This window comes from Uliginosibacterium gangwonense DSM 18521, assembly GCF_000373965.1.
Taxonomy (GTDB): domain Bacteria; phylum Pseudomonadota; class Gammaproteobacteria; order Burkholderiales; family Rhodocyclaceae; genus Uliginosibacterium; species Uliginosibacterium gangwonense.
Genome location: NZ_KB892846.1, coordinates 282012 through 308223, shown reverse-complemented (window position 1 = coordinate 308223; position 26212 = coordinate 282012). Strand labels below are relative to the sequence as shown.

Genomic DNA, 26212 nt, shown 5'->3' with positions numbered 1-26212 from the left:
GGCTAGCCGGATGTTATATCCGGATCAAGCCAAACGTCTTCATAGCCTTCGTGGTCGATGATGAAGCGGTGGCCCGGTGCCAGTGCAAGGTAGGGCAGCACCAGGGGGAGCAATTCATCCAGGTGGCTAACATGCACGCTTTGGTAGAAATCCACCGCATCCGAGTGCTCGCCACACCAGATGAACCAGCCTGCCATATCGTCTTCAGGCGCAAAGCGCACCCCATAGATCGGGTTCTGCCCGATGGATGCCAGCGCTACGCCAATGCGGGTGTTTGCGGGGGGGGCTACCGCCTGGGAGGTGTAGCGTTGGCAAACTGCAATTTGCGTAGCACTGGTCGTCATGGCTTATTGCGCATTGCTCTGGGAGGCTTCAGGGGTGGTGGCCATGCTGGCCATCATTTTTGCGATCAGTTTGGGTTGCAGGTCAGTCTGCAGCCAAGTCTGGAATACCTGCTGCATGTTTTCTTCGGCGCTTTCGATCAAGGCGGTCTGGTGTTTGCGTGTGGGTTGTGATTCGCTATCGATCAAGGTACGCATTTCTGCTTCGCTCAATCCAGCTACCAGCGTTTTGGCATACATAGGTGCGATGACCGCGTCAAAATTGAGTTGTTGACGCAGTGCCTGACCCAGCCGGAGATTGTTTTTGTCGAAGTTCTTGCCCCATGCCGGGCGCATGGCGTTGGCCATGCCTTCTTGGACACGGACCATGCGCTCTTCAAATTGCGGTTTGAGTGTGATCTGAAGCAGGCGCAGTGCGGTTTTTTCTTGGGCTGTAACGGGTTTCCATGCTGCTGGCAACTTCTTTGCCAGGGCTTGAGTGCCATCTGCCATGCTTAGCGCGGTCGCCAATTGCGGCTGAATATTGCTACCCAATTGCAAGGCAAATTTGAAGGCCAGGGGTTTGAACTTCTCCACGTAGAGTTTGCCGCCGGGGGTTGCATAGTATGTGAGCATGGCCTGCGCATCTTCCTCGCTGAATTTTTCCTGGTAGGCCTTGATGATCATGGGTTGAAGCTTGTCCCAGGCAAATTCTTCATGCAGGAACGCTGAAATCTCCCGCACCATGGCCTGCTTCTTTTGCCGCTGTGCCGGATCGGCCTCCGTGGTGAGTTCTTGGTTTTGCAGGGCTTCCAATTGGCCCATGGTTTCTTCCAGCATCTGGGGGACTTGCTCGGTTTGCAGGATGTGTTCCAGGGATTCCGCCGTGGCAGGGGTGGCGTAGGCATTGCCCATATTGCCTGCCAGTGGTGTAGCAAATAGGCAGGCCGCAAGAATATATCGCTTGATGATCAGCATAATCGTAAGGGGGAATGACTGAAATGCTGATTATGGCAGACAGTTGTCTTGCTGCGCCATTCAATCTTGATGAGGGGGTTCTGGCGGAGGGCTGGATGGAAACCTGGCTTTTTGCGGGATCAGCGCCTTGGCAGGCGCCCCGTTCACTGTAATCTGCAATGTTGTAGAACCCCGCCGGGATTATGATGACGTGCGCATTGCTTCGGCATGGTATGAATTGCCGGGTGTGCGCACGTCAATTTCACCGCCCCGCTTGGGCGGTTTAAATCATCTGGTATGTTTTTGTGCGTTGCCGCAGTGTTCGCAGGGTGAGTTCATCCACAATACCGTTCGTCGGCAACTCACGCAGGTATTGGTAGGCTTTGACGGCTTCCAGAGTTTTGGGGCCGAAATCCCCATCCACCGTGAGTGGCAGCACCGTGGCAATCAGGGTGGCTTGTGTGATCAGCAGGCGATTGAGTGCTTCTTGCAGGAGGCGGACCTGTGCTCCGCAAGCGCCAACCTGCAATGGCCCTTTGAGCCTATCCAGCACGTCTTGCAAAGGCCACAACCGGGTGTGGATATGGTGATAGACCGGCCCAGTCTCTTCAAACGGACGTGCCTGTTGCAACGCTGCTTCAAAGGCCAGGGGATCGAATTCCGCCGGGAGCTTTTGCAGTGCCTGGGCACACGCCTGCCAGCGCTCAACAACGGCCAGATTCTGTTGCCCGGCATAGGCAATCAATGCAGCCTCAGCCGAGTTGCCCAGTCGTTCATACAGCCCCGCAAGGCAATGGCTGATGACCAGTATGCTGCTCTCACGCGAAGCGAGGATCGCCTCCTTGGTGAAAGCCCCTTCGCCGACTGCGAGCTTGCCCAGAAGGTGCTGGTTGGCGATGCGTAGCCCGGCGCTTTCAAGCTGGCCGTAGCCGATGGCAGAGCCGCTGAAGCGGGCAAGGTTCTGGAAGAGGCTCTCCTCCCAACAGATCGCCAGCATGAGTTCCCGAGGGAATGCAACCAATTGTTCGGTGTGATATCGGCTCACCAAGGCTTGCATCAGGTATGCAGAATCGATGTTGTCGATCCGGCCCGAGTACGACTTGTCCACTGCGGAAATCGGGGTTCCGTCCATGTTGTCTCCCTCTCTAGGCTTGGGCTTTGGAGAAGTGTATTTGTGATTGTTCCAAGCATAGCCGCAAAAGCCACTTTTCGCTGGCTTCACCCGAAAGGACGGAGCAGGAGCGGCTTTAGGCGGCGCTGGGTAAGGGAGAGATTGTTGCGCCGCAAAATACACGCAGGATAATCATTGTGTGGTGGGCTGATTGGTGTATGCTTTTGGAGTATTTTTATGGGATTTGTTGTGCTATTGAACGAGACGCACATCAATTGGCTTGTTCGTGCCGAATCTCCATGACTTTGGCTGTGATGAGCGCGAACAGTTCCTGTACGTCGACTTCTTCACCATCCTCAATGCGTTTGGAGATCATGGTCTTGGGAAACAGCAGGATGCTGGTGCCTTCCAGGGTCAAGGCGGGGTCACGGCCATATTCATCCTCCACCATCACCCAATTTAGGCCAAGCTGCTGGCTGATGGCGTCGCCAAAGGTGATGCCCAGGCACTGGAGCTTGAGCGTTTCCGACTCATCTATCCAGCCCGCGTTGAGAATCTCTTGCAGTAGCTTGAGTTTGCCGGATACCGTGTCGTATTCATGGACAGCTTCCGGGGTGTAATGGCCGCGTACCCAGGCGCGCATGTCCTCCATGTCCGCCAGTTCCTGAGCGTTCATTGCTTCTGTGTTCGATTGCATAGTGTTTCTCATCCAGACGGCATGTACTACTGTAACGCGGGTGGGGGCCGGTGGTCAAAACCGTGAGGGTACATTTTGGGCGTAGGGGTAAGGCACCCGCCGCACACTATACTGCGGGACTAAACAACTAGAATCGTTGCGAGGATGCAAGGGCAAGCGGCATTCCTAATCTTTCGTTAACGGCAGGCCGGGGGAGGCAGTGTAAAGTATGCTTGATCCTGGGCGTGGAAAAGGCGTGATTCCCCCCGAAGCAGCTTGAAAAAGTGGCATTTGTGGTCGTTAATGAAAGTGGGTGCAGATCTTTGTGCCCGGTGGCTGGTTTTCTCGGGAGGGAAAGCCGGTACTCGACCAACTGAAAGGAAGATTCATGAACGTTGGTGCTACAGGCAGTTCATCCCTGACCAGTGCCGCTGCGCAGACAAGTTCGCGTGCGCAGGGACCGGAACAGGCGAAGGTGAGCGAGAACAGTGAACAGGAAGCGAGCAACAAGCGCGTCCAGGAGGCCCAGCAGGCAGCACAGCAATCTGCACAGGCTCAGATGGTTAACACCAGTGGACAAACGCTCGGTCAGGTTATCAACACTGTCGCATAGGTTGTTTCTCCCTGCCTCCCCATCCAGCCTTGGGTGTGGAGGCATGTTTTTGTCTGGCCTCGCCATTTTGGCGGTCGGGTGTGTTATGTCGGCGGGGGAACTTGCCTGGGGCAAGGCCGTCTGACCTGTTTCAAATTTTTGATATAAAAGAAAGATAATTTTGAGCCTTGTCTTGCGAAGCAGCCTTGTGCTGATTTTGTTGGGGAGTGCTGTCGCGCGGGCCGATCAGGCGTCGCAAGCCTGCCTGTTGGAACAACTGGACAAGGCGGACGAGACGCTGACGGTCAAGGAACTCCGCGCCCGTTGTGCCACAGATCAGGCGGCGTCTGCCAAATCAGTCTCCGTGCCTGCCGCGCCGCAGGTCAAGGCAGACTCGGCTGATGTACCACCTGCCAAGGCGCCTGTGGTCGAGGTCTCGGAGCAGGCCCCCAGTCTGGCGCCCGCACCTGCGCCCGCCATCATCAGTGAGCGCCTCGCCCAAGAAAACGGGGAAGACAACAAATACGCCATCCTCGCCCATCGGCCCAATTACCTGCTTTTGGCAAGCTACAACGAACGGCGGCCCGACAATGCACCGTTTGCGCGGGATGCGAGTGCAGATTCTTCCAAAGCCCAAAAGCTCGAAGCCAAATTCCAGATCAGCCTGAAGGCGCCGATCGTCACCCACATTTTCGACGATGAAGATGGCTTCTATGGTGCCTACACCCAGCGCTCCGTGTGGCAGGTCTATAACCGCGTTGCGTCCGCCCCTTTCCGCGAAACCAATTATGAACCCGAGCTGTGGTATCAGCACGGCGTTAATCAATCTCTGCTGGGCTGGAAGATCAATGGCTATGTGTTGGGCGTCAACCACCAGTCCAATGGTCGGGCCAAGGATTTTTCCCGCAGTTGGAACCGGGTTTTTGCTGCGGCAGCAATGGAACGCGGCAGCTTGGGCATGATGTTGCGCTCCTGGGTGCGCCTGAAAGAAGACCCCACCAACGACGATAACCCGGACATTACCCGCTTCATGGGCAATTTTGACCTGACCATGGTCGGTAAAGCCTGGGGGCACAGCTGGGATCTGATGATCCGCAACAACCTGCATCGCCACACCAACCGTGGGGCCGTACAATTTGGTTGGAGCTTCCCGCTGACCTCCCGCTTCAGGGGCTATATGCAGTGGTTCAAGGGTTATGGTGAAACCCTGATCGACTATAACCACTACCAGAATACGATTGGCATGGGTGTCATGCTGACAGACTGGTGAGTACGTTTCTTAACATATAATCGGTTTATGGGTAAGAATTGACGAGACATATGGCGGCGCAGCGTTTTAGCGCAGCATGGTTGTATTTTGAGGTGAAAAATCTCAAATTCATAATCGATATGCATGTTTTAGATCAGTGGAATTAATGTGCTTTGCTCCAGGTGATCTTATTGAAAAAAGTGCCTGAACACCGGTTTTTGTGCGGATGATTGCTGATTATGAAAGCATTTTGACGCCTGCCCGAACGTCGGCAATCCCCGCGATGGTGCATGCCTGAAAGCTGTGGGAGAAGGCGTTGTTTTTCCGGGTGATTTCACCACTTGAAATCAAACCCAGAGTCGGGGCATGCTGCCAGGGTCCGGTTTCGGGCAGCAACCTTGGGCGGCTGCGATGAGGTTTAGGCAAAACCCTCCTGCCGCCTGTGTATTCACACTTCACAAACGTGGGAGGTAGTGGGTATGACTGTTGTGTTCAAGAGCGAGTGGGAGGAGTTCTCGAATATCGTAAGCCGTTCCGGGTTAAGGGACAGTGATTTCGATTGCCGGGAAATGGAAGATCACCTCAAAGGCTGTGCGCATGAGGTGGGCGTGGTGACCGTAACCCGGAAATCCACCGGCCAGACGCGCAAATATGAATGTGGTTTTGGGCGTGCATGGTTGGGGGCATTCCAGCAGGAATTGACGAACGGCCGTTTCGGCTAGACTGCCACGTCGGGTAGAGGCGGACGTTGGTTGCTTTGCCCAACGCCGCCTTCGCCGTGAATTTATGCCTGTGGGCGCTTGCGGACTTCTTCCAGCAATGCGGCAAAACCACGCATTTCCGCAGGCATTACGGTGACATGCACATCCACCTCGTGAGAGGCTCCGCCTAGAATCACCCCGCGCATCGGGCTGACATCTGCAAAATCCCGCCCCCAACCCAGCACCACATGCTCCAGCCGTGGCTGTTGGTGATTGGTCGGGTCAAAATCTACCCAGCCCAACTCCGGGCACCACAGCGACACCCAGGCGTGCGAGGCATCTGCCCCGATCAGGCGAGGTTTGCCCGGTGCCGGGTGGGTGAGGATGTAGCCGCTCATGTAGCGTGCTGCCAACCCCAGCGAGCGTAATGCGCAGAGCATGAGATGGGCAAAATCCTGGCACACGCCGCGCTTTTGCTTGAAGGTGGTGCTGACGGGGGTAGCCACGGTGCTGGCAGCCGGGTCGAATTTGAATTCGTCATAAATGCGCAGCATCAGGTGGCGCGTGGCCTCCAGAAGCGGCCGCCCGGGCGGGAAGCTCGCCTGGGCCCACTTGCGCACGTCCTCCAGCAGCGGCACGTGGAAGGATGGCATCACGCATTCCTGGGCTCCAAGCGGCGCATCGCAGGGGAAGGCGGCAAGCTGGGCGGCAACCACGTCCCAGGCCGGACCGGGGGCAGTGCGTTGCAGTAGGGGGCGATCCAGCACTTCTACCGTGCTGGCGGCAATCAGGCGCAGGGTGTCATGCGGTCGGCGTATCGCCAGCCAGCGCATGGGGTTGCCAAACCAGTCCGTACCCTGCTCGCTTTCGGTACTCTCCGGGCTTAATTCGATGCTATTGCGCAGCACATGCTGGTAATCGTAATTGCGTGGCGTCAGGTGCAAAAGGTGCTGCGACAATGTGACCGGCGCCGCGTAGTGATACACCGTTTCGTGGATGACGTGATAGAGGCGGCTGGCACTCATGCAATCACCCGCGTAGTCTGGCTGGCATGGCTGAAGAATTGCAGCCCGAGCTGGTCAGACAGGGTGCCTGAAGCATGGCGCAGCTGGGCGAGCAAGGCCGGCAGGCGCTGACCGTCGGGGTTGAAATCCTCTTCCGGGTCGAGAGCCTGAAGGTGCTGCTGCAGTTCCCGCAATTCCCGCCCTGGCATGATGCCTAGGTCACGACTCAGGCGATCCAGATAGTCGCACAGACCGGTGGCCTGGAAGAGTATGCCACGTGGGTTGGCTTCGTCTGCAATGAGCAGGTCCAGCGTGGCGATCCATTCCGGCCGACTCATATAGCGCGAACGATAGGTGACGATGCTGTCGGAGATTTCCAACAGCCACTCCGGGTTGCCCACGGCGCCCATCTTCATAGCCGCTTCAATAACTTCAGTCTGGAATTGCAGGCGCTCGATGCGTCGCCCCAGCGAGAGGAAGCGCCAGCCGTTATCCCGCGTCATGCCATCGAGTGCGAAACCGGCCAGGGTCATGAAGGTGGAGATATGCTTATCAAGTATGGCGATGGCTTCAAAGATGCCGACCTTGTCATGCGCCTTGCTGCCCACGCTGCTGGCCAGCGTATTCAGGGTGCGCCAGTTGTCGGTGGATAGCCGCTCGCGCAACTGGAACCCTGCACGCGACAGATGCAGGATGTGCGAAGCCAGCCCGCCGGGCAGGTCGGCATCCATGATGGCGCGGATCAGCGGCAGCGCGGCATCCTGCTCTTCGTAGACCTCTGGCAACACGCCCAGGGATTTGCCCAGCATCGCCAGGGAAGCCCATTCGCGGGGGGCCTCCATATTGTCCGTCACCCGCATCATGGCCACGCGCAGATAACGGGCAATGTTGTCGCAGCGTTCGCTGTAACGACCAAACCAGAACAGGTTTTCCACCACACGGCTGGACAGCCCCGAGCCACTGCGCACCAGATCACCCGCGTGAGCCGGAGGGCGTAGCAGACTGGTGGTGGGGGTGTTACGCTCACCGCATATCCATACGTCCTTGCTGCCACCGCCGCGCTGGCTGGAGAGAATGCGCAGATCACTGTCGCTGGATGTTCGGGCTAATCCTCCCGGCATCACCATGTAGCCTTCTGGTGTGGCAACCGCAAATACCCGTAGGCCGACGGCACGGCTGCTCAGGTGGCGGGTTTCGTTGCGATCCAATACCGGGGCGCGCGAGAGGGCAATGGATTCCTGGGCGAGATATTCACGCGGTGCAGCCCGGACCTGTGCTTCCAGCCGGGCACGCGCTTCGTCGTCAAGGTCTTCGCCAAACACGGGGCCGAAATGGCGGTGTGGCACGGCGCTACGGAAGACGAGGTGGTCGGCATGGGCCAGCGCATCTTCCATTGCGGCCTTTTCGCCGCACCACCAGGTGGCCACACCCGGCATGATCAGTTTTTCACCGAGCAGGTGTTCGCACAGGCCCGGCAGAAAGCCTTCGAGCGCGCCGGTTTCCAGTATGCTGGAGCCAATGGAGTTGGCCAGCAACACATTGCCCCGGCGGATGACCTCCATCAAGCCGGGTACGCCGAGCGCCGAATCCGCCCGTAGTTCCAGCGGATCACAGTAATCGTCATCCATGCGTCGCAGGATGGCGTGCACCCGGCGCAGGCCGGAGAGGGTTTTGAGCCATACGCAGCCATCACGTACCGTCAGGTCTTGCCCCTCCACCAGCGGGAAGCCTAGATAGCGGGCCAGATAAGCCTGCTCGAAATAGGTTTCGTTGTAGGGGCCAGGGGTGAGCAGCACGGTATTGACGCGCTCATCGTCATGCGGAGCGAGGCTGGCCAGCGAATCGCGCAGGGCGGCGAAAAAACCGGCCAGCCGTTGCACGCGCAGGTCGCGGAAAAGCTCGGGGAACAGACGCGAGACAATGATCCGGTTTTCCAGCGCATAGCCTGCGCCGGAAGGCGCCTGGGTGCGATCATTGATGACCCACCAGCGGCCATCCTGGGCACGGGCGAGGTCGACCGCAAACATGTGCAGATGCACACCCGCACGTGGCGTAATGCCATGGGCCGGGCGTTGGAAGCCTGGGTGGCCGAGGATCAGCGCCGGGGGCAGGCGGCCCTCGCGCAACAGCGATTGTGGGCCATACAGATCGGCCAGGATGGTATTGAAAAGCTGAGCCCGCTGCGCGACAGCGGTTTCGATGCCGCGCCACTCTTCGGCGGAGATGATCAGGGGCAGAGGGTCCAGCATCCAGGGGCGACCACTGCCTTCCGCGTCGTCATAGACGTTGTAGGTCACACCGTTATCGCGGATCTGCCGATCCACTTCGCTGAACAGTGCCTGGGTGAGTTTGGGGCCTTGCGTGCTCAGGCTGGAGAAGAGTTCCGCGTAATGTGGGCGTGCCTGGGCGTAGGCGGCGAACATTTCGTCGTAGCGCCGGGCATCCTCTGGATAGTGGGCAAGCAGTTGCTGGGGCATGCTGGGTTGTCGCGTGGTCAAGTGCGCACTATCGCCAGCCTTGCGCCCGATTGCAAGAGGGGCGTCGGGCTGGCGGTCTTTCAGGCAAGTGGTGGCCGCCGCAGATCCAGGGTGAAGGGGTAGTTCGGGTTGCGTTCCTCCGGAGGTAGATCCATTGCTCCGGGCGTGTGGCCGATGCGGAAGAAGCGCGCCAGGCGGCGGGCTTCCGCTTCATAGGCGTTGACTGGGAAGGTGGCGTAGTTGCGCCCGCCCGGATGGGCGACGTGATACTGGCAGCCGCCAAGCGAGCGTTGCATCCAGCCATCCAGCAGATCAAAAGTCAGCGGAGCGTGTGATGGGATAGTCGGGTGTAGGCCAGCCGCTGGCGCCCAGGCGCGGTAACGCACGCCCGCCACATATTCGCCATGCGTGCCGGTAGGGTGCAGGGGTACCACCCGCCCATTGCAGGCCAGTACGTGGCGGCTATCGATCATGCCCTGCACCTTGACCTGCAGCCGTTCGACCGAGGAATCCACGTAGCGTACCGTGCCACCGGCTGCGCCTTCTTCGCCGGTGACATGCCAGGGTTCCAATGCCAAGCGCAATTCAACATCGACATCGCGGGTGACGAAGTCCCCCAGCTTGGGGAAGCGGAATTCAAAGTGCGGGGCAAACCATTCTGCCTCGATGGGTATGCCGCTGTCTTGGAGTTCTTCGACCACATCGCAGAAATCGCGCCAGATAAAGTGGGGCAGCATGAAGCGGTCATGCAACTCCGTGCCCCAGCGCACCAGACGACGCGGCTGGTAGGGGGAGGCCCAGAAACGGGCAATCAGCGCACGCAGCAGCAGTTGCTGGGTCAGACTCATCTGCGCATGCGGGGGCATCTCGAAACCGCGCAATTCCAGCAGGCCCAGCCGCCCGGCGGCGGAGTCAGGCGAATAGAGTTTGTCGATGCAGAATTCGGCGCGGTGGGTGTTGCCGGTCACGTCGATGAGCAGGTTGCGCAAGGCCCGATCCACCAGCCAGGGTGGGCAATCGTGCCTGGCGCCCTGCTGCCTGCGGTGCAATTCGGCCAAGGCGATTTCGATTTCATAGACGGATTCGTTGCGTGCCTCGTCAATCCGTGGTGCCTGACTGGTGGGGCCGATGAATAGCCCGCTGAAAAGGTAGGAGAGCGCCGGGTGGTTATGCCAGTAGGCGATCATGCTCTCCAGCAGATCGGGGCGGCGTAGAAAGGGGGAATCGGTCGGGGTGGCACCACCAAGAACAAAATGGTTGCCGCCACCCGTACCGGTGTGGCGCCCATCGAGCATGAATTTCTCGGTCGACAGACGGGTATGGTGAGCCACTTCGTAGAGATGGGTGGTTTGCTCGACCAGCTCATCCCAGCTTTGCGCGGGGTGGATGTTGACCTCGATGACACCTGGGTCAGGGGTGACGCGCAGCACCGTCAGGCGTGGGTCTTTGGGTGGCTCGTAGCCTTCCAGCACAACGGGGATGCCGGTCGATTGGGCGGTGTCCTCAATGGCCGCAACGATGTCGAGATAGTCCTCCAGTTCAGAGGTGGGGGGCATGAAAAGATGCAGTCGGCCATCGCGCGGCTCAGCGCACAGGGCCGTACGGGTGACCCCGCTGGCGGACTCAAACATCGCGGGCTGATGGGCAGGGCCACGTTGCCCCTCAAGCGTGTTGGGGGCGAGGGGGCTTTGTCGGCTGGGCTGGATCAGGCGCTGATAGGGGCGTAGGGCGGGGAAGCTCTGATTGGGGTCGATCGGCGCAATCCACGGGCGATCCGATGGCTTGGCCCAAGGTTGAGAATCCAGGGGCAGGCGGTAGCCGATCGGTGAATCCCCCGGAATCAGGTAGCAGCGCTCATCGCGTAGAAACCAGGAGCCGGAGTGCCAGCAGCCCTCGGCATGCGGATCACGGGCCAGCGGGAGTATCCAGCCGATCTCTGCATCCAGCCCTTGGCTGAATACCTTGCGCAGGCGCTCGCGTTCAAGCGGATCATCCAGGCGGGAGTCGAACGGGTCCACGTTGGCGGGTAGACGCCGTTCGCGCCAGAGGTAATACCAGGCGTCCTCAAAAGCAGGGAACGCATATTTGCTATCCACCCCCAGGCGTTGCGCCAGGTTACGCAGGAAAAGCGCCGCCTGCGCGGCGGTGGTGCCGTAGTCGCGCCCCTCTTCGGCCCAAAGTTCAGGGTGGGTCCAGATGGGCTCACCATCCTTGCGCCAGAACAGATTCAGCGACCAACGCGGCAACTGCTCACCCGGATACCATTTGCCTTGTCCAAAATGCTGCAAACCTTGCGGGGCATATTGGGCCTTGAGCTTGACGAGCAGTTCGGCCGAGAGCTTGAGCTTGGTGGGGCCGAGCGCTTCGGTATTCCATTCCGCGCCATCGCGGTCGTCAATCGAAACAAAGGTGGGTTCCCCGCCTTGGGTCAGGCGCACATCGCCTGCCTTGAGTCTGGCGTCCACCTGGGTTCCGAGGGCTTTGATGGCTGACCATTGTGAATCGGTATAAGGCTTGGTGACACGCGGAGTTTCGTGGACGCGGCGGACCTGCATGTGGTGCTCGAATTCGACTTCACACTCTTCGATCAGCCCGGTGATGGGCGCTGCCGAAGCGGGTTCTGGCGAGCAGGCCAGCGGGATGTGGCCTTCACCCGCGAGCAGGCCGGAGGTGGGGTCCAGCCCGATCCAGCCTGCGCCGGGTAGATAGACTTCGCACCAGGCGTGCAGATCGGTGAAGTCGACCTCCGTGCCGGAAGGACCATCCAGCGCTTTGACGTCTGGCGTAAGCTGGATGAGGTAGCCCGAGACGAACCGGGCGGCCAGCCCGAGGTGGCGCAGCAACTCCACCAGGAGCCAGGCCGAATCGCGGCAGGAGCCGGTGGTCTTGCTCAGGGTTTCCTCGGGGGATTGCACGCCGGGTTCCAGGCGGATGACATAGCCGATCTGCTTTTGCAGACGCTGGTTGAGGCTGACCAGGAAGTCCAGCGTCGGGGTTTTCTCGCGCGGCACGGCTGCGAGCAGCTCGGCAAGCTTTGGGGTCAGCGCAGTGGGTTTGACGAAGGGGGCCAGTTCGCTGCTCAGTGCGTCGTCATACTTGAACGGGTAGTGGGTGGCTTCGGGCTCAAGGAAGAAGTCAAAGGGGTTGAACACCGCCATTTCCACGACCAGGTCGACCTCCACGCGGAATTCCTGGGTCTTTTCCGGGAATACGAGGCGGGCAAGGTAGTTCGATTGTGGGTCTTGTTGCCAGTTGATGAAGTGTTTTTGCGGTGTCACGCGCAAGGAATAACTTAAGACCCGGGTCCGTGAATGGGGAGCCGGGCGCAGGCGCACCACTTGGGGGCCGAGGAGGATGGGTTTGTTGTAGCGGTAGTGGGTGAGGTGATTGAGGGCGACGTGGATCGACATGCGATGCTCTTCTCTCTCTGTGCGGGGGTGGAGGTTCCGCTGGTGCCTCTACTCTAGCAATTAGTGTGCGCGGCGTTGAGCCCTGTTGGCAGCGCTGAAGCGAAGCGGTAAGCACCGGGGTAGGCCCGGTGTTGGTGCTGATCGATTCAATGGCACCGGGATGGGGCTGGGGTGAAGGATAGATGACCATTGCTGGTCAGGAGATACGTGGTACAGACGGGGCGAGGCGATCATCATATAATGGTGAGTCTTGGGCGGGGCGGGCTGCCATCGCCTGGCGGATTCTGGCGGGGGTGCCAAGTAAGCGCTTGCCGGAATCAGGCTGCTTGATTGTGAAACAGGCTCTTATTCCAGAACAGGCGATTCATGCGCATCCTCATTAGTAACGACGATGGTTATTTTGCCCCCGGTATTCAGGCGTTGGCGCGGGAGTTGGCCAAGATCGCCGAGATTACCGTGGTGGCGCCCGAGAGTGACCGCAGCGGCGCCAGTAATTCTTTGACGCTGGATCGCCCGCTTTACCTGCGCCGTGCCGCCAATGGCTTCTACTACGTGAATGGCACCCCGAGCGATTGTGTGCATCTGGCTGTGACCGGCATGCTTGATCTGGCTCCCGATATGGTGGTTTCCGGCATCAACCACGGCGCCAATATGGGGGATGACACGATCTACTCCGGCACTGTGGCGGCGGCAACCGAAGGCTATCTGTTGGGCCTGCCGTCGCTGGCGGTGTCGCTGGTTGGGCGGACCCCGACTCAGTTCGATACTGCCGCGCGGGTTGCCCGTGAGATGGTTGAGCGCCTGGTGCGGCGCCCATTCAAGGAACCTGTGCTGCTTAACGTCAATGTGCCGGATCTGCCCTACGAGGATCTGCTGGAACACCGCACCACACGCCTGGGCAAGCGCCACAAGGCGGAATCGGTGGTGCGGGATACGACCCCACGGGGGGACACGATCTACTGGATCGGCCCGGCCGGGGCGGCTGCCGATGCGGGCGAGGGGACAGATTTCCACACTGTTGCCAATGGTTATGTGTCGGTGACACCGTTGCAGATCGATTTGACCCAGTATGCTCAGATTGAGAACGTTTCTTCCTGGTTGAAAAATGATTGAGCGCGTGAATGTCTCACCCGCCAGCGGCACTGCTGTGCGGGCCAGGGCGCGGATGGTTGATCGGTTGCGTACCGATGGCATCCGCGATGAGAGGGTGTTGGCAGCCATCAACCAGGTGCCCCGACACCAGTTTGTGGAAGAGGCTTTGGCCAGCCGGGCGTATGAGGATACGGCCTTGCCGCTGGGGTTCCAGCAGACGATCTCGCAGCCCTTCGTGGTGGCGCGGATGATTGAATTACTAGTGGCCGGGCGCCCTGGCCTGGGTCGAACTTTGGAGGTGGGGGCAGGCTGCGGTTATCAGGCGGCGGTGATGTCCTTTCTGGCAAGTGATGTATATGCCATCGAGCGAATCGGTAAATTATTGGAAAAGGCGCGGGGGAACCTTCGACCCTTGCGGCTGCCAAATGTTCGGCTGAAACATGCCGATGGCAGCATCGGGCTTCTGGAGGTGGCGCCTTTCGACTCCATCATCCTGGCCGCTGCAGCAACTGCCACGCCCAAGGCTTTGGTGGACCAATTGGCCCCAGGTGGGCGCATGGTGTTGCCACTGGGACGGGCAGGGGGGGATCAGATCATTGTCTTGCTTGAACGGCAGAGCAATGGCAGCATCAAGGAAACGCGGTTGGATGCGGTGCGGTTCGTACCCCTGCTACCCGGAACGGAATGAGGACAGGCATGTCAAACGTATTATCGATGATTCAGCGAGTTGCAATGATTGCAGGGCTGTGCGCTTTGGCCTCGGGTTGCGCCACCAAAGGCGGGCCCGCTCCCGTGGAGTCTCGGGGCCCAGGGGCCGCAGCCAGCACGGTGGAAGTGCCTGCCGTGGCGCGTCCGGGATATTACATTGTCAAGCGTGGCGATACGCTCTACAGCATTGCCCATCAGTACGAGCGTGATTACCGCGATGTGGCAGCATGGAACAATCTGGGCGATGCTAATGTCATAAAACAGGGGCAGGAGTTGCGGGTGGTTCCGCCAGAGGGTTCCAGTACGGTGGTGAGCAAGCCACTGGCGCCGCCGCCTGCTATTGAATCCCGTCCGCTGGATGGCAGCACGTCGCGCCCCATTAGCCCGGCGGGGACGGGGACGGCTACGTCTGTCGGTGTTACAACACCGCCGACCTCTGCGGGCAATAAAACTGAACCAAAGGGCGGTCGCATCGCATACAGTGCACAAGCATGGAAAGATTTGCAGGCCGGGCTTAAACCCGGTGGCACTGCAGCAGCGAGCGCACCGGCTGCATCCTCGGCCCCGGCAAGCAAGCCTGCCCAAACGGCTGGCGGGAAACCGGGTTCAGCTTCCGGCGCGGATGACGATGTAGACTGGGTATGGCCCAGCACGGGCAAGGTGATTGCAGGATTTAACGATTCGACCAACAAGGGGTTGGATATCGCCGGTAATATTGGAGATCCAGTTCTTGCTGCGGGTGCAGGGCGAGTGGTGTATGTCGGTACGGGTGTGAGGGGCTATGGCAATCTTGTCATCGTCAAACACAACAACAGTAATTACATTAGCGCGTATGCTCACAACAGCGAAGTTTTCGTCAAGGAAGGGCAAACCGTCCAGAAAGGACAGAAAATTGCTGCGCTCGGTAACTCTGATGCAGACCGCCCCAAGCTGCACTTTGAAATCCGGCGACAGGGAAGCCCTGTCGATCCTCTCAAGTATTTGCCAAACCGCTGAGGCCTGACATGTACGATCCGGAATTCCTAGATGATGAAGCAGAAGACAAGGAGCCGGATCTTCCAGCAGAGCTGGAGGTATTCGCTGACGTCATTGCGGCCACCCCGCCAGATAGCGATTATCTCAACGATGTCACTCAGATCTACCTCAACGAAATTGGGCTGAATCCCCTACTGAGTGCAGAGGAAGAGGCCGCCTTGGCCCGGCGTGTGCGCCAGGGGGATTTCGAAGCCCGGCAGAAGATGATTGAGCGTAATTTGCGTTTGGTCGTCAATATTGCAAAACACTATTTGAATCGCGGGATTCCCTTGCTGGATCTGGTTGAGGAAGGCAACCTCGGCCTGATGCACGCGCTGGAAAAATTCGATCCCGAGCGCGGTTTCCGTTTTTCCACCTATGCCACATGGTGGATTCGGCAGAATATCGAACGCGCGATCATGAACCAGTCGCGTACCATCCGGTTGCCGGTGCATGTGGTCAAGGAACTCAACCAGGTGCTGCGTACCCAACGCCAGCTGGAAGCCAGCAATGGTGCCAGCTCACGCGTTGAAGACATTGCCGCCAAACTCTCCAGGCCTGTGGGTGCCGTGCGCGAGATTCTCTCGCTCAATGAGCACACGGCTTCGCTTGATGCACCGCTGGACATTGACCCGAACCTTTCGATTGGCGAATCGCTTGCCGATGACAATGCCGAAACGCCTGAGTCTTCCATCCATAACGCAGAAGTGGAATCCCTCATCCGCGAGTGGACCAACCAGCTCAATGAGAAACAAAGGTTGGTGATCCTGCATCGCTACGGGCTCAACGATGTGGATGTGCTGACCCTGGAAGACCTGGCCGCGCAATTAGGCCTGACCCGCGAAAGGGTTCGCCAGATCCAGCTCGAAGCCCTGGCCCAACTGCGTCGAATCCTCAAGCGGCGCGGGGTATCCCGCGAGGTGTTGTACTAGGGCCTGTTCCCAATTACCTCGCCAGTCATGCTCATGCGCTGCGACGCAACAAGGGTGCCCCCTTGTAAGGAGCACCAACGCCGCAATGCGCCCGCAGCACATGAGCCCTGCAGGTTGGCCGGTTGAGCCGCGCCCACTGCGTTGCCAAGCACATCTCTGCAAATTCGAGCTTAATCTCTTCTTCTATCCGAAGCACAGATGAACTCTCTGCGTCAGATTCTTTAAACAGCCGGATTGCTGCGGTTGCGAACATGGAGGTAAAAGAGATGGAAAATGCGTTTGGTATTATGCTTTAGGTCTTTTTTGTGCCGACCTTAAACGCGCCGTTATCTGCCGCCCGAGCTTGAGTGCACCATGTTTTTCGTAACCTGCACTGATCAATCCCCATTGGAAAGCGTTGACCAGACGAGCTTCTCCGTAGAAGCCCAATTTTTCTTTTCGTTGGTAGCCTTGAATGTGGGCAAAGATAATGCCAAATTCCACATCAAATTTCTTTTTGTCATGAATTCGATGCAGGGGCAGACGTTGCAGGAACTGGGCTGAGAACTTTTGTGCCTGAATGTCGATGGTTTTGCGTTTGAGAAAGTCGGAAATGATGCTCATAGGTTTCTTCTTGTAATCCCATAAAATATTCGGTGGGAATTCAATCACGCTCAAACGCGGTAACCTTTTGGAAACTGTTATTTCTTTCGTGATTTTTTGGTGACCACAGGTGTCAGTGAAACCGGGCGGATCATTTCCTGGCGGGCGCGCATTTCCAGCTTGAGCGTGGTAGCCAGATCTGCGACCGACATGGCGTAGAAACTGCTGTGATTGTAACGGGTGATCACGTAGAAATTCTGGTATCCGAGCCAATACTGCGTGGGTTCGTTGGGGGTGACCAGATCGACCAGAGTGGCCAGCTCCTTGCTGCTGCCCTTGGCTGTGCCGCTGGCAATACCCTGTTGGGCGAGCAGATCGGCACTCAGCGTGGGGACGATGCCCGCGTCCAGCAACGGCTTGAGATCAATTTCCGCATTGGTGATCAGGGCCGGGCGGGCGATTTCCCCACCCCGTACCCAACCCTGCTGGGCGAGGAAGTTGGCTACGCTGTAGATGGCATCCCTGGGGCTGCCACGCAGGTCAATGATGCCGTCACCATCGCCATCCACTGCCACACTGCGCAAGCTGCTGGGTAGGAACTGGGGGAGTCCGATGGCACCGGCATAAGAACCAAGGTAGGCGTCTACAGGTTGATGTTGCTCATGGGCGAGCAGGAAGAGTTCTTCCAGTTCATGGCGGAACAGTTCGGCGCGTGGCGGGTAATCAAAGGCGAGCGTGGCAAGTGCAGAGAGCGCACTGAAGTTACCTGTGTTGCGGCCATAGACCGTTTCCACGCCGATGATGGCGACGATGATTTCCGGTGGCACACCGCTGTTGTTTGAGGCGCGATCCAGGTCTGCCTGATAGGTCTGCCAGAACTGCACGCCGCCAGAAATGCGTGGGGCATCCAGGAAGCGGGCGCGGTAACGCTTCCAGGAGCGCACGCCGGGCTGGCTGGGCGGTTTGATCAGGTCAATGACCTTGGGCAACGGAGTCGCCTTGGCCAGCGCCTGGGTCATCTCCGTGGCATCAAGCTTGTTGCGGGTGGCTACATCGGCAATAAAGGCGCGCACATCGTCGCGTTCATCAAAATAACCTGCCTGGGCAGGTGCTGAAAAGATGCTCAAGGCAAGCGGTAGACAGGCGGCCAGGGCCAAACGGTGCAGCAGGCGAAGACTCATGTTGGGGCTATCAATGTTTAAGGGCTTTGATCCGTGCCTCTAAGCGCGCAATGTCGGCAGGGCTTGGCGAACGGCGTCCATAGCGAAGCATGGCATATTCTTCACCGATATGTTCAATTTCTCCGGCCAGCGGTGGGAGTGCCTGGGCCGCACGGCGTGCGAAATCCCCCGGCGCTTCCCAGGGCAGGCAAGGAATCCCTTGGTGGGCGAGCAGGGTGCAGAAGCGCTGCCAGCAGCGCCCCAGCGGATCAAGCCGGGCCCGGCGTGGCAGGCTGCGAAGGGCGAGCACCGCCATCCATAGCATCACACAGGCCGTCAGCGCGCCAATTAATTGGCGCCAATCTGCTTCCGGCAGGCCCAATGCGCGAAGCAGACCTAATTGGCGCTCGGCGTTGTAGCCCAGTACCCACTGGTTCCAGGCATTGTTGACGGCCTCCCAGCGATAACGCAGGGTGGCTAGCAGGGGGATGTCTTTACGCAGGCTCAGCGGCAGGGTATCATCATTGGGGAGCGCTCCGGCCAAGCCTGCGTCGATGCGCTGTGGCGCCGAGGCGGCAGTGGGGTCGACCCGCATCCAGCCGCGCTTCTCCAGCCACACTTCTGCCCAGGCGTGAGCGTCCGACTGGCGAACAACCAAGGTGCCATCAACAGGGTTCCATTCGCCGCCCTGGTAGCCGGTCACGACGCGTGCCGGCACACCCGCTGCACGCATCATGATCACGAAGGTGCTGGAAAAGTGCTCGCAAAAGCCACGTTTTGAATCGAAGAGAAACTCGTCCGCAGCCTGGCGCCCCAGGGGCGGAGGCTCCAGGGTATAGATCAGCTTGGCTTTTTGCATGGCGGCAATCCCGGCGCTGACGCGGGCGGCGGGGTTGCTGTTGCGTTCGGCCAACTCTCGCCCCAGGGCCTGGGTGCGGGGGTTGCTCGTGGGCGGCAGGCGCAGGGCGGAGGAAATGATCTGCCGCATCTCATCGAGCCCGACCGGGGTTGCCGGGTAGGAGGCGATCTCCATCCGCATGCGATTGGTGACCGGGCGCGGGGCACGGATCGACAGGTCCGACATGTATTGCACATCGGGAATCCCCGAGGCCGGGTAATCCAGCCCCATCAGCCAAGGGCGGTTTTGCGCCTCAAGGGTCAGGGAGTAGCGGTAGGCCGGGCCGGATGGCGTGTAGGCAGGTTCCTTGCGGGGGAAGGCCAGCCCACTTTCCCAGGTATAACCATCGAAGTTGTTCAGCACCACGGCCCGCCAATAAAGCTGAGAGGCGGGCGGAGGTGATCCATTGAAACTCACCCGGAAAGCAATGTCGCCAGACTTGATCAGATTGCTGATCGAGCCCGGGCTCATCGAATCCGACAAGCCACTGCGCGCACTGTTCAAATCCAGCGGCATGCGCCACAGTGGCCCGTCAATACGGGGGAAGAGCAGAAACAGCACCAGCATCAAGGGCAGACCGGATGCGAGCAGGCGGAGCGCAACCCCAAAGGATTTGCGCAACGGGATGCCCGGGCGCTGCAGGCTGGCTGTGGTAGCGAGGATTGCCAGGGTGCAGGCCGTTACCACGCCCGCCATCGCCATCGTCTGCGCCATCAGCAATTGGCCGGTGAGCAGGAAGCAGCTGAGCAGCATGGTCACACGGGCATCCCGGGCGCTGCGTGTTTCCAGCAGCTTGAGCGGGAGCATCAGGCTGAGGATCGCCAGCCCGGCATCCTTGCCGATAACCGTGTGGAACAGCAGGATCGCCAGCCCCACCCCCAGGAACGCGATCAGCAAGAGCAAAAGCTTTGGCGGGGCGATCAGGCGGCTGCGTGTCAGCCACACACGCCACGCGAAGAGTGCCAGGGCGAAAGCCGTGAAGGGCCAGGGCTGGAAGAAAAAGAAGGGCAGGATCGCCAGCGCGCAGGTGGCAATCAACTGGAGTGCGCCTGGGCCGGTCAGCGGGGAGCGGTCAATCATCGCGGCCTCCTGCGTTGCCAAACAAAGCGAGCTGGCGCAGGCAATTGCTGTGATGTCCTTCGTCCTCGGCAGGGCCAAGGCGGACCGTGGGCAGGATGAATTCGGTGCGCAACTGCGCCTGCCGCGCTTCATCAACCCAACGTGCCATTTGTGACAGGCGTTCCTCCTGTGCCAGATGCGAGGGGAGTTCGGCGTAGTCAAACACCAGTTGTGTGGAGGTATAGCCTTCGTACACCTTGGTCAGCAGCCCCTGGCCGCGTGCCAGACTCTTCCAGGCTACATGGCGGAGTGAATCCCCCTCACGGAACTCCCGTATCCCGGCAAAATCATCTACACCACCCGTGCTGCGGCCTTCCCCCTGAGCGCTACCACCTTGGCCGAAGGGCATGGGCAGATCACCCGCCCGACGCGGATAGACCAGATGCTCCACGGCCGGGTGCAGATAGCTCCATGCTCTCACCCAGCCCAGGGGCTGACGTGTTTCCAGCATGATCAGCGCGGGGCGCAGCCAACCGCGCCGAGGGGCGGCCACGCTCAGGTGCACGCTCAGGGTGCTGCGTGATGGCACATCGACACAGGCCTGCTCATGCCCATGTTCATCCCGGATCGACAGGGCAGGGCGTTCGCGTTGGTCAGGATTGTTCAAACGCAGGTTGAAGTGGGCCAACTCACCGGCAAACACTTCCCCTTCTGGGCTGACGGTAATCTCCAGGCCCACCAGCGTCCGCCAACTGTGCAGGATGTGCGCCAGCCCAGCCCCCGCGAGCAGGAAGGTGAAGCCATAGCCCAGCGACAGGTTATAGTTGATTGATGCGATCAGCATCACCACCAGCGTGCTAAGCATGGCCGCCCCCGCGCGGGTGGGCAGGACGTATACCCGAGACTGGCGCAGCCGGATCGGCTGCGTTTCAGGTGCGCGACGCATGGCCCAGCGCAGGAACTGACGCCGCCACCAGGATGGCGTCTGGCGACGATCCGGGCTCAAGGCAGGGCCACGGCTTCGATCAACTGGCGGGCCAGCACGGTGCCGCTCGCCCGGCCATCAATGGCATGCAGGCGGTGGGCGGCTACGCTGGGAAATACGGCTTGCACGTCTTCCGGGCGCACATGGTCTCGCCCCTCAATCAAGGCCCAGGCACGCGCTGCAGCGAGCAGGCCAATGCCACACCGTGGGCTCAAACCCTGGTTCAGATCGGGCAGGCTGCGGCTGGCAGCAAGCAAGGCTTGCACATAGTCGAGCAGCTTGTCCCCGACATGGAGGGAGGACGCTGCCGCTTGCAGCGTGCGTAGCACATCCGGTGTGACCGCCGGGGCCAGTGCCGCAAGCAGCTCACGCCGATCTTTACCGGAGAGCAGTTCGCGCTCGGCCTGTGCATCTGGCAGCCCGAGCGAAATGCGCATCAGGAAGCGATCCAATTGGGACTCCGGCAGCGGAAAGGTCCCAATCTGGCGTGAAGGGTTTTGTGTGGCGATTACAAAGAAGGGCACCGGCAATGGCCGGGTGGCGCCATCGATGGTGACTTGCCGCTCCTCCATCGCTTCGAGCAGGGCACTTTGCGTTTTCGGTGTGGTGCGGTTGATTTCGTCAGCCAACAAAACCTGGGTGAAGATCGGCCCAGGGTGGAAATGGAAGGTATGTTGGGCTGCATCGAAAATCGACACCCCGATCAAATCTGCCGGGAGCAGGTCGCTGGTGAATTGCACGCGCTGGAACTCCAGGCCCAGCGAACGGGCCAGCGCATGGGCCAGCGTGGTCTTGCCCACGCCGGGCAGATCCTCGATCAGCAGGTGACCACGTGCCAGCAGGCAGGCCAGAGACAGGCGCAAAGCCTGTGCCTTACCCAGCAGGATGCCGCCCAGTTGATCCAGAATCGCATGGCTCAGGCGGGTACTATCAGAAAGCGTAGACATGAAAAAAACGTGACCTCAAAGGGTTCAGGGGGAGCGTGCGGCGTTTGCGCCGTTTTTTACAGTGATATTTTCAAACCATTACCAGGATCATATCGGTAGCCGTGGCATTTGTCTTGGGGGCATAACTACACGCGCCCACTTGGGCTGAAAGCCGCCATTGCCAAACAATACCCCATAGCATACTGTGCCAGACATCATAAATAAAAGCGTCACCGCTGGCCGCATGAACATGACAGGCCAGCCAGGTGTGCGCAGGAGACAACCCGACATGAGTACCACTGCTCTGGTCTCCCACCGTGACTGTTGGTTGCACAGCATGGGGGCCATGCACCCGGAAGCGCCCGAACGCCTTTCCGTGATTCACGACGCCCTGGTCGGCTTGGGGCTGGACGCGCTGCTGGATACCTACGACGCGCCTCTGGCCGAACCCGCCCAGCTCTATCGCGCCCACTCGCCTGCCTATGTGGATGATCTGTTTGAGATTGCGCCAGAGCAGGGCTTTCTGCGTTTGGACCCGGATACTGCGATGGGGGTCCACACGCTGCGTGCGGCCTTGCGCGCCGCCGGGGCGGGTATTCTGGCCACCGAACTGGTGCTGGATGAGCGAGTGACGAATGCCTTTTGTGCGGTGCGCCCCCCGGGCCACCATGCCGAACGCCTGCGGGCGATGGGCTTCTGCTTTTTCAACAATATTGCCGTGGCGGCGCGTCATGCGCTGGATGCGCGGGGGCTGGAGCGTGTGGCGATCATCGATATCGATGTTCATCACGGCAACGGCACCGAAAATATCTTCGCTGCAGATCCGCGTGTGCTGATGCTCAGTTTCTTCCAGCATCCACTGTATCCCTACTGCGGTTTTCGCCCGGTGGCATCTCATCTGCATAACACCCCGGTCCCTACAGGCACCAAAGGGGAGCGTATCCGTGCGCTGGTCGAGGAACAATGGATTCCGCTGTTGGCCGAGCACCGCCCGCAAATGCTCTTCATTTCCGCAGGCTTTGATGCGCACCGGGAGGACGATATGGCCTCCCTTGGGCTGGTGGATGCCGATTACGTATGGATAACCGAGCGACTGCGGGACTATGCTGACGCACATTTCCAAGGCCGGATTGTCTCAATGCTCGAAGGGGGCTACAACCTGCCGGTGTTGTCGCGCTGTGTGGTGGCACACATCCGGGCCCTGGCAGAACTGTAGTTAATATGCCTTTGGGCTAGGTTGATGGTTTGCTCTTGCCACGGAGCAGGTGTTTGAACCAGACCGTAAAGTCATCCAGCCAGGAGAACAGCACCGGCACCACCACCAGCGTCAGCAGGGTTGAGGCAATCACCCCGCCGATGATGGCGTGGGCCATCGGGGCGCGCTGCTCGGAGCCTTCACCGACAGAAAATGCCAGCGGCAACATGCCGAAGACCATCGCAAAGGTCGTCATCAGAATCGGGCGCAGGCGGATGCGGCCTGCTTCGGCAATGGCTTCTGCCCGCCCCAGGCCCTGCTTGCGGGCGTTGTTGACAAAGTCGATCAGCAAAATGGCATTCTTCGTCACTAATCCCATCAGCATGATGATGCCGATCACCGAGAAGATGTTCAACGTACTGCCCGAGATGAGGAGCGCTAGCATGACCCCGATCAGTGAGAGCGGCAGGGAACTCATGATCGACAGCGGCTGGATGAAGCTGCCAAACTGGCTGGCCAGCACCATGTAGATGAACAGGATCGCCAGCAGCAGCGCGGCCCCGGCGTAGCCAGCGGATTCGGCCATGTCCCGGCTGTTGCCTGCCACGTCGAAGCGGTAGCCAGGGGGTAATTTCTCTTCGGCAAGAATCTTGTCAATCTCCTTGCTGACTTCCCCCAAGGGCCGCCCACTGAGCGAGGCGGATACGGACACTTCGCGGAATAGCGAGCGGCGGTTGATTTGCGAAGGCGAAGTGGTTTCGGTGATGGTGGCGACCTGCCCAAGCGGGATCATGACGGCCCGCCCGGTGCTGCCATCGGTCATGCTGCTGGCAAATGGCAATTGTTCCAGCGCGGCCTTGGAATTGCGCTCATCTTCCGGCAGACGTACCTTGACGTCATAGTTTTCGCCTTCTGGCGAGAGCCAGGTGGTGGCGGCTTCCCCAGCAATCAGCGGGCGCAGGGCGTTACCGAGGCTCCCGAGCGAGAGGCCCACCTGTCCGGCCACATTGCGATTCAATTCCACGGCGAGCGTGGGTTTGACGGCACGCAAACTGGTATCCAGATCAACCACACCGGGCACCTTGGCGATCTTGGTCGTCACGTCTTTGGCGATGCGCTGCAATTCGCGGAAGTCGCTACCCTGGATGGACAGGTAGATCGGCTTTTGCCCACCTCCTGGGCCACTGGGCACCACAATGCTCTTGAGTGTGATGCCGGCCACACGTTGAATACGCTCACGCAGCAGAGGTGTGAGCATGAGTACGCTGCGTTGGCGTTCCTTGCGGGGTTTGAAAGTGATGGCGATGACTGCGGCATTCTTCCCCTGGGCGCTTCCGACGTTGACGCTGACATAGGTCTCGGTGACTTCCGGGAACTCGTGGATCGCCGCTTCGACCTGCCGTGCCTTGGCTTCGGTGTAGTCCAGCGAAGCACCATCCGGGGCGTCGAAACGAACCTGCAGGCGAGACATATCTGCTTCCGGCACAAACTCCCCGCCCACCACCCCCGCGAGCGCCAGGGCTCCGACCAAGGATAGCGTGGCGATCAGTACCACGGCAATGCGGTGATGCAGGCTCCAGCCGATGAGCTTGGCGTAGTTGTCGGATAGCCAGTCTATCATCTGCTCAAATGCGTTGAGCATTTTTCCCAGCGGGCCGCGCCGTGAATGGCTGTGCACATCCGGGTCTGGCCATACGGAGGAGAGCATCGGGTCAAGCGTGAAGCTCACGAACATCGAGATGATCACCGCCGCCGCAACCGTCAGGCCAAAGGCAAAGAAGAATTTGCCAATGATGCCCCCCATGAAGCCAACCGGTAGGAATACCGCCACGATACTCATGGTGGTGGCAAATACCGCCAGACCAATCTCGCGCGTGCCGTCCATGGCGGCGTCATAGGCGGATTTGCCCATTGCGGCGTGGCGCACAATATTCTCGCGCACCACAATGGCGTCATCGATCAAGAGCCCGATGCATAGCGACAGGGCCATCAAGGTCATCACATTGATGGTGAAGCCTGCGATGTAGAGAAAATAGAAGCTGCCCAGCAGTGCGACCGGCAGCGTCATACCGGTGATGAGCGTGCTGCGCCAGGAGCCTAGGAAGAGGAACACGATCAGCACTGTGAGTAGCGCCCCTTCAAACAGGTTCTCCTGCACGTTCTTCAAGGAGTTACGCACGCCGGAGGATGAATCGTTGAGGATGGAAAGATGAATGTCTTCCCGTGCCAGTTCGGTGGAAAGCTGTGCGGTGCGCGCCCGCACGAGGTCTGCCACCGCAATGGTGTTGCCGCCTTGAATTTTGACGATGTCCAGGGTCAGGGCGGGTTTACCATTGACGATGGAAACCGATTCGCGCTCTGCTTCGCCATCGACGACCTTGGCGATCTGGCCAAGTAGTACAGTGGCATTGCCCCGCTTGCTGACGACGATGCTTTCAAAACCCTTTGGCGTGGGCAGCCGCCCCTTGATCTGCACCTGCTGCTCTACGGCGCGGACAACGATACTGCCAGCAGGCAGTTCTAGGTTTTCCTGCTTGAGTGCAGCAATCACCTGATCGGCCCCTACGCCGAAGCTGCGCATGGCATCCGGGTCAAGCTGGATCTGCACTTCGCGTTTAGTGCCACCAATCAGTGTGACCTGCCCAACGCCGGTAAGCGTTTGATACTGTTTGCGAATGTACTGGTCGGCACGGTTGGTGAGGTCCCGCATCGACATCTTGTTGGAGGTGATCGCCACCGTCACGATCGGGCTTTCATCCGGGTTGTAGCGGCTGATGGTGGGCTCATCCACCTCTTTGCGGAAGCCGCTCTTGATGGCGGCAATCTTCTCGCGTACATCCTGCACGGCAATTTCCGGGTTCACCGTGAGTTCGAACTCGGTGACGACCACCGAGCGGCCCTGGTAGGAGTAGGAGTAGAGGTTTTTCAGCCCACTGATGGAACTGACCCCTTCTTCTATCTTGCGCGAGATGTCGGTTTCCACGACTTCCGAGGAAGCCCCCGGGTAGGTGGTGACGATCACCACGATGGGGAATTTCACATCCGGCAACTCTTCCACTGCGAGTCGCTTGTATGAGAATGCGCCCAGCACCAGCAGGGCCAGCATCATCATGGCTGCAAAAACCGGGTTTGTGATGCTAACGCGCGTGAACCACAAGGTAGAG

At 59.5% G+C, this 26212-nt stretch carries 21 protein-coding genes; 8 read left to right on the top strand and 13 right to left on the bottom strand.

The features are described from left to right. Positions 1–2: 2 nt before the first annotated feature. From B145_RS0112960 to B145_RS0112940, 4 genes are all read right to left on the bottom strand, one after another. Positions 3–344: an immunity protein Imm33 domain-containing protein gene (locus B145_RS0112960; protein WP_018607869.1), complete on the bottom strand. Its 342-nt coding sequence runs from the start codon at positions 342–344 to the stop codon at positions 3–5. Positions 345–347: 3 nt separating this feature from the next. Beyond that, positions 348–1298, bottom strand: coding sequence for a DUF2059 domain-containing protein (locus B145_RS0112955; RefSeq protein WP_018607867.1), 951 nt, complete (start codon positions 1296–1298; stop codon positions 348–350). A gap of 262 nt (positions 1299–1560) precedes the next feature. After that, on the bottom strand, positions 1561–2409 hold the full coding sequence (locus B145_RS0112945) for a peptidoglycan-binding domain-containing protein (RefSeq protein WP_018607863.1): 849 nt from the start codon (positions 2407–2409) through the stop codon (positions 1561–1563). Positions 2410–2659: 250 nt separating this feature from the next. Continuing rightward, positions 2660–3085, bottom strand: a complete 426-nt coding sequence (locus B145_RS0112940) for a DUF3806 domain-containing protein (RefSeq protein WP_018607860.1) — start codon at positions 3083–3085, stop codon at positions 2660–2662. A gap of 367 nt (positions 3086–3452) precedes the next feature. On the opposite strand from B145_RS0112940, the gene B145_RS0112935 reads away from it, so the two are divergent. The 3 genes from B145_RS0112935 to B145_RS28645 all read left to right on the top strand — a co-directional run bounded on the left by B145_RS0112935 (position 3453) and on the right by B145_RS28645 (position 5627). Beyond that, positions 3453–3677 (top strand): hypothetical protein, encoded by a 225-nt coding sequence (locus tag B145_RS0112935; RefSeq protein WP_018607859.1) that lies wholly within the window; start codon positions 3453–3455, stop codon positions 3675–3677. Positions 3678–3849: 172 nt separating this feature from the next. Next, a complete protein-coding gene (locus tag B145_RS0112930) occupies positions 3850–4926 on the top strand; it encodes a phospholipase A (protein WP_157288400.1) in 1077 nt (358 codons plus the stop codon). Positions 4927–5384: 458 nt separating this feature from the next. Further along, on the top strand, positions 5385–5627 hold the full coding sequence (locus B145_RS28645) for a hypothetical protein (protein ID WP_157288399.1): 243 nt from the start codon (positions 5385–5387) through the stop codon (positions 5625–5627). 62 nt (positions 5628–5689) lie between these two features. Here B145_RS28645 and B145_RS0112915 read toward each other — a convergent pair whose 3' ends face one another. The 3 genes from B145_RS0112915 to B145_RS0112905 form a co-directional block, all read right to left on the bottom strand. Then, complete coding sequence (locus B145_RS0112915) at positions 5690–6631, bottom strand: transglutaminase family protein (protein WP_018607855.1); 942 nt, start codon at positions 6629–6631, stop codon at positions 5690–5692. Beyond that, positions 6628–9087 (bottom strand): circularly permuted type 2 ATP-grasp protein, encoded by a 2460-nt coding sequence (locus B145_RS0112910; protein WP_018607854.1) that lies wholly within the window; start codon positions 9085–9087, stop codon positions 6628–6630. Before B145_RS0112910 ends, B145_RS0112915 begins: the two co-directional genes overlap by 4 nt. Positions 9088–9167: 80 nt before the next feature. Continuing rightward, positions 9168–12497: a transglutaminase family protein gene (locus B145_RS0112905; RefSeq protein WP_018607853.1), complete on the bottom strand. Its 3330-nt coding sequence runs from the start codon at positions 12495–12497 to the stop codon at positions 9168–9170. A gap of 366 nt (positions 12498–12863) precedes the next feature. Here B145_RS0112905 and surE point away from each other — a divergent pair, with 366 nt between their 5' ends. Genes surE through rpoS form a run of 4 tightly spaced genes read left to right on the top strand, consistent with a single transcriptional unit; the run spans position 12864 to position 16243 of the window. Further along, positions 12864–13610, top strand: coding sequence for a 5'/3'-nucleotidase SurE (surE, locus tag B145_RS0112900; protein ID WP_018607852.1), 747 nt, complete (start codon positions 12864–12866; stop codon positions 13608–13610). Then, positions 13603–14277 (top strand): protein-L-isoaspartate(D-aspartate) O-methyltransferase, encoded by a 675-nt coding sequence (locus tag B145_RS0112895; protein ID WP_018607851.1) that lies wholly within the window; start codon positions 13603–13605, stop codon positions 14275–14277. Before surE ends, B145_RS0112895 begins: the two co-directional genes overlap by 8 nt. Positions 14278–14285: 8 nt before the next feature. Next, complete coding sequence (locus B145_RS0112890; RefSeq protein WP_245541857.1) at positions 14286–15293, top strand: peptidoglycan DD-metalloendopeptidase family protein; 1008 nt, start codon at positions 14286–14288, stop codon at positions 15291–15293. Between the two features lie 8 nt (positions 15294–15301). Then, positions 15302–16243: an RNA polymerase sigma factor RpoS gene (gene rpoS, locus B145_RS0112885; RefSeq protein WP_018607849.1), complete on the top strand. Its 942-nt coding sequence runs from the start codon at positions 15302–15304 to the stop codon at positions 16241–16243. A gap of 285 nt (positions 16244–16528) precedes the next feature. Here the strand turns inward: rpoS and B145_RS0112880 are convergent, their stop codons facing one another. From B145_RS0112880 to B145_RS0112860, 5 genes are all read right to left on the bottom strand, one after another. Continuing rightward, entirely contained in the window at positions 16529–16846 is a 318-nt protein-coding gene (locus B145_RS0112880; RefSeq protein WP_018607848.1) for a hypothetical protein, read from the bottom strand. Between the two features lie 77 nt (positions 16847–16923). After that, entirely contained in the window at positions 16924–18006 is a 1083-nt protein-coding gene (gene mltB / locus B145_RS0112875) for a lytic murein transglycosylase B (protein WP_018607847.1), read from the bottom strand. 10 nt (positions 18007–18016) lie between these two features. Then, positions 18017–19963: a transglutaminase TgpA family protein gene (locus B145_RS25545; RefSeq protein WP_018607846.1), complete on the bottom strand. Its 1947-nt coding sequence runs from the start codon at positions 19961–19963 to the stop codon at positions 18017–18019. Further along, a complete protein-coding gene (locus tag B145_RS0112865; protein ID WP_157288398.1) occupies positions 19956–20948 on the bottom strand; it encodes a DUF58 domain-containing protein in 993 nt (330 codons plus the stop codon). The genes B145_RS25545 and B145_RS0112865 overlap by 8 nt, the downstream gene beginning before the upstream one ends. Next, positions 20945–21874 (bottom strand): AAA family ATPase, encoded by a 930-nt coding sequence (locus tag B145_RS0112860; protein WP_018607844.1) that lies wholly within the window; start codon positions 21872–21874, stop codon positions 20945–20947. The genes B145_RS0112865 and B145_RS0112860 overlap by 4 nt, the downstream gene beginning before the upstream one ends. Before the next feature lie 268 nt (positions 21875–22142). Here B145_RS0112860 and B145_RS0112855 point away from each other — a divergent pair, with 268 nt between their 5' ends. Continuing rightward, positions 22143–23069, top strand: a complete 927-nt coding sequence (locus tag B145_RS0112855) for a histone deacetylase family protein (protein WP_018607843.1) — start codon at positions 22143–22145, stop codon at positions 23067–23069. Between the two features lie 16 nt (positions 23070–23085). Here the strand turns inward: B145_RS0112855 and B145_RS0112850 are convergent, their stop codons facing one another. Then, the gene (locus B145_RS0112850) at positions 23086–26205 is read right to left on the bottom strand and encodes an efflux RND transporter permease subunit (protein WP_018607842.1); all 3120 of its coding nucleotides are present in this window, start codon (positions 26203–26205) and stop codon (positions 23086–23088) included. Positions 26206–26212: the final 7 nt, after the last annotated feature.

What these genes read in the sequence shown, in the direction of transcription:
- B145_RS0112890 (WP_245541857.1), top strand. Translation starts at nt 14,286, where the DNA reads ATGTCAAACGTATTATCGATGATTCAGCGAGTTGCAATGATTGCAGGG.
- B145_RS0112940 (WP_018607860.1), bottom strand. Translation starts at nt 3,085, where the DNA reads ATGCAATCGAACACAGAAGCAATGAACGCTCAGGAACTGGCGGACATG.
- rpoS (WP_018607849.1), top strand. Translation starts at nt 15,302, where the DNA reads ATGTACGATCCGGAATTCCTAGATGATGAAGCAGAAGACAAGGAGCCG.
- B145_RS0112955 (WP_018607867.1), bottom strand. Translation starts at nt 1,298, where the DNA reads ATGCTGATCATCAAGCGATATATTCTTGCGGCCTGCCTATTTGCTACA.
- B145_RS0112945 (WP_018607863.1), bottom strand. Translation starts at nt 2,409, where the DNA reads ATGGACGGAACCCCGATTTCCGCAGTGGACAAGTCGTACTCGGGCCGG.
- surE (WP_018607852.1), top strand. Translation starts at nt 12,864, where the DNA reads ATGCGCATCCTCATTAGTAACGACGATGGTTATTTTGCCCCCGGTATT.
- B145_RS25545 (WP_018607846.1), bottom strand. Translation starts at nt 19,963, where the DNA reads ATGATTGACCGCTCCCCGCTGACCGGCCCAGGCGCACTCCAGTTGATT.
- B145_RS28645 (WP_157288399.1), top strand. Translation starts at nt 5,385, where the DNA reads ATGACTGTTGTGTTCAAGAGCGAGTGGGAGGAGTTCTCGAATATCGTA.
- B145_RS0112860 (WP_018607844.1), bottom strand. Translation starts at nt 21,874, where the DNA reads ATGTCTACGCTTTCTGATAGTACCCGCCTGAGCCATGCGATTCTGGAT.
- B145_RS0112880 (WP_018607848.1), bottom strand. Translation starts at nt 16,846, where the DNA reads ATGAGCATCATTTCCGACTTTCTCAAACGCAAAACCATCGACATTCAG.
- mltB (WP_018607847.1), bottom strand. Translation starts at nt 18,006, where the DNA reads ATGAGTCTTCGCCTGCTGCACCGTTTGGCCCTGGCCGCCTGTCTACCG.
- B145_RS0112905 (WP_018607853.1), bottom strand. Translation starts at nt 12,497, where the DNA reads ATGTCGATCCACGTCGCCCTCAATCACCTCACCCACTACCGCTACAAC.
- B145_RS0112960 (WP_018607869.1), bottom strand. Translation starts at nt 344, where the DNA reads ATGACGACCAGTGCTACGCAAATTGCAGTTTGCCAACGCTACACCTCC.
- B145_RS0112855 (WP_018607843.1), top strand. Translation starts at nt 22,143, where the DNA reads ATGAGTACCACTGCTCTGGTCTCCCACCGTGACTGTTGGTTGCACAGC.
- B145_RS0112910 (WP_018607854.1), bottom strand. Translation starts at nt 9,087, where the DNA reads ATGCCCCAGCAACTGCTTGCCCACTATCCAGAGGATGCCCGGCGCTAC.
- B145_RS0112915 (WP_018607855.1), bottom strand. Translation starts at nt 6,631, where the DNA reads ATGAGTGCCAGCCGCCTCTATCACGTCATCCACGAAACGGTGTATCAC.
- B145_RS0112895 (WP_018607851.1), top strand. Translation starts at nt 13,603, where the DNA reads ATGATTGAGCGCGTGAATGTCTCACCCGCCAGCGGCACTGCTGTGCGG.
- B145_RS0112935 (WP_018607859.1), top strand. Translation starts at nt 3,453, where the DNA reads ATGAACGTTGGTGCTACAGGCAGTTCATCCCTGACCAGTGCCGCTGCG.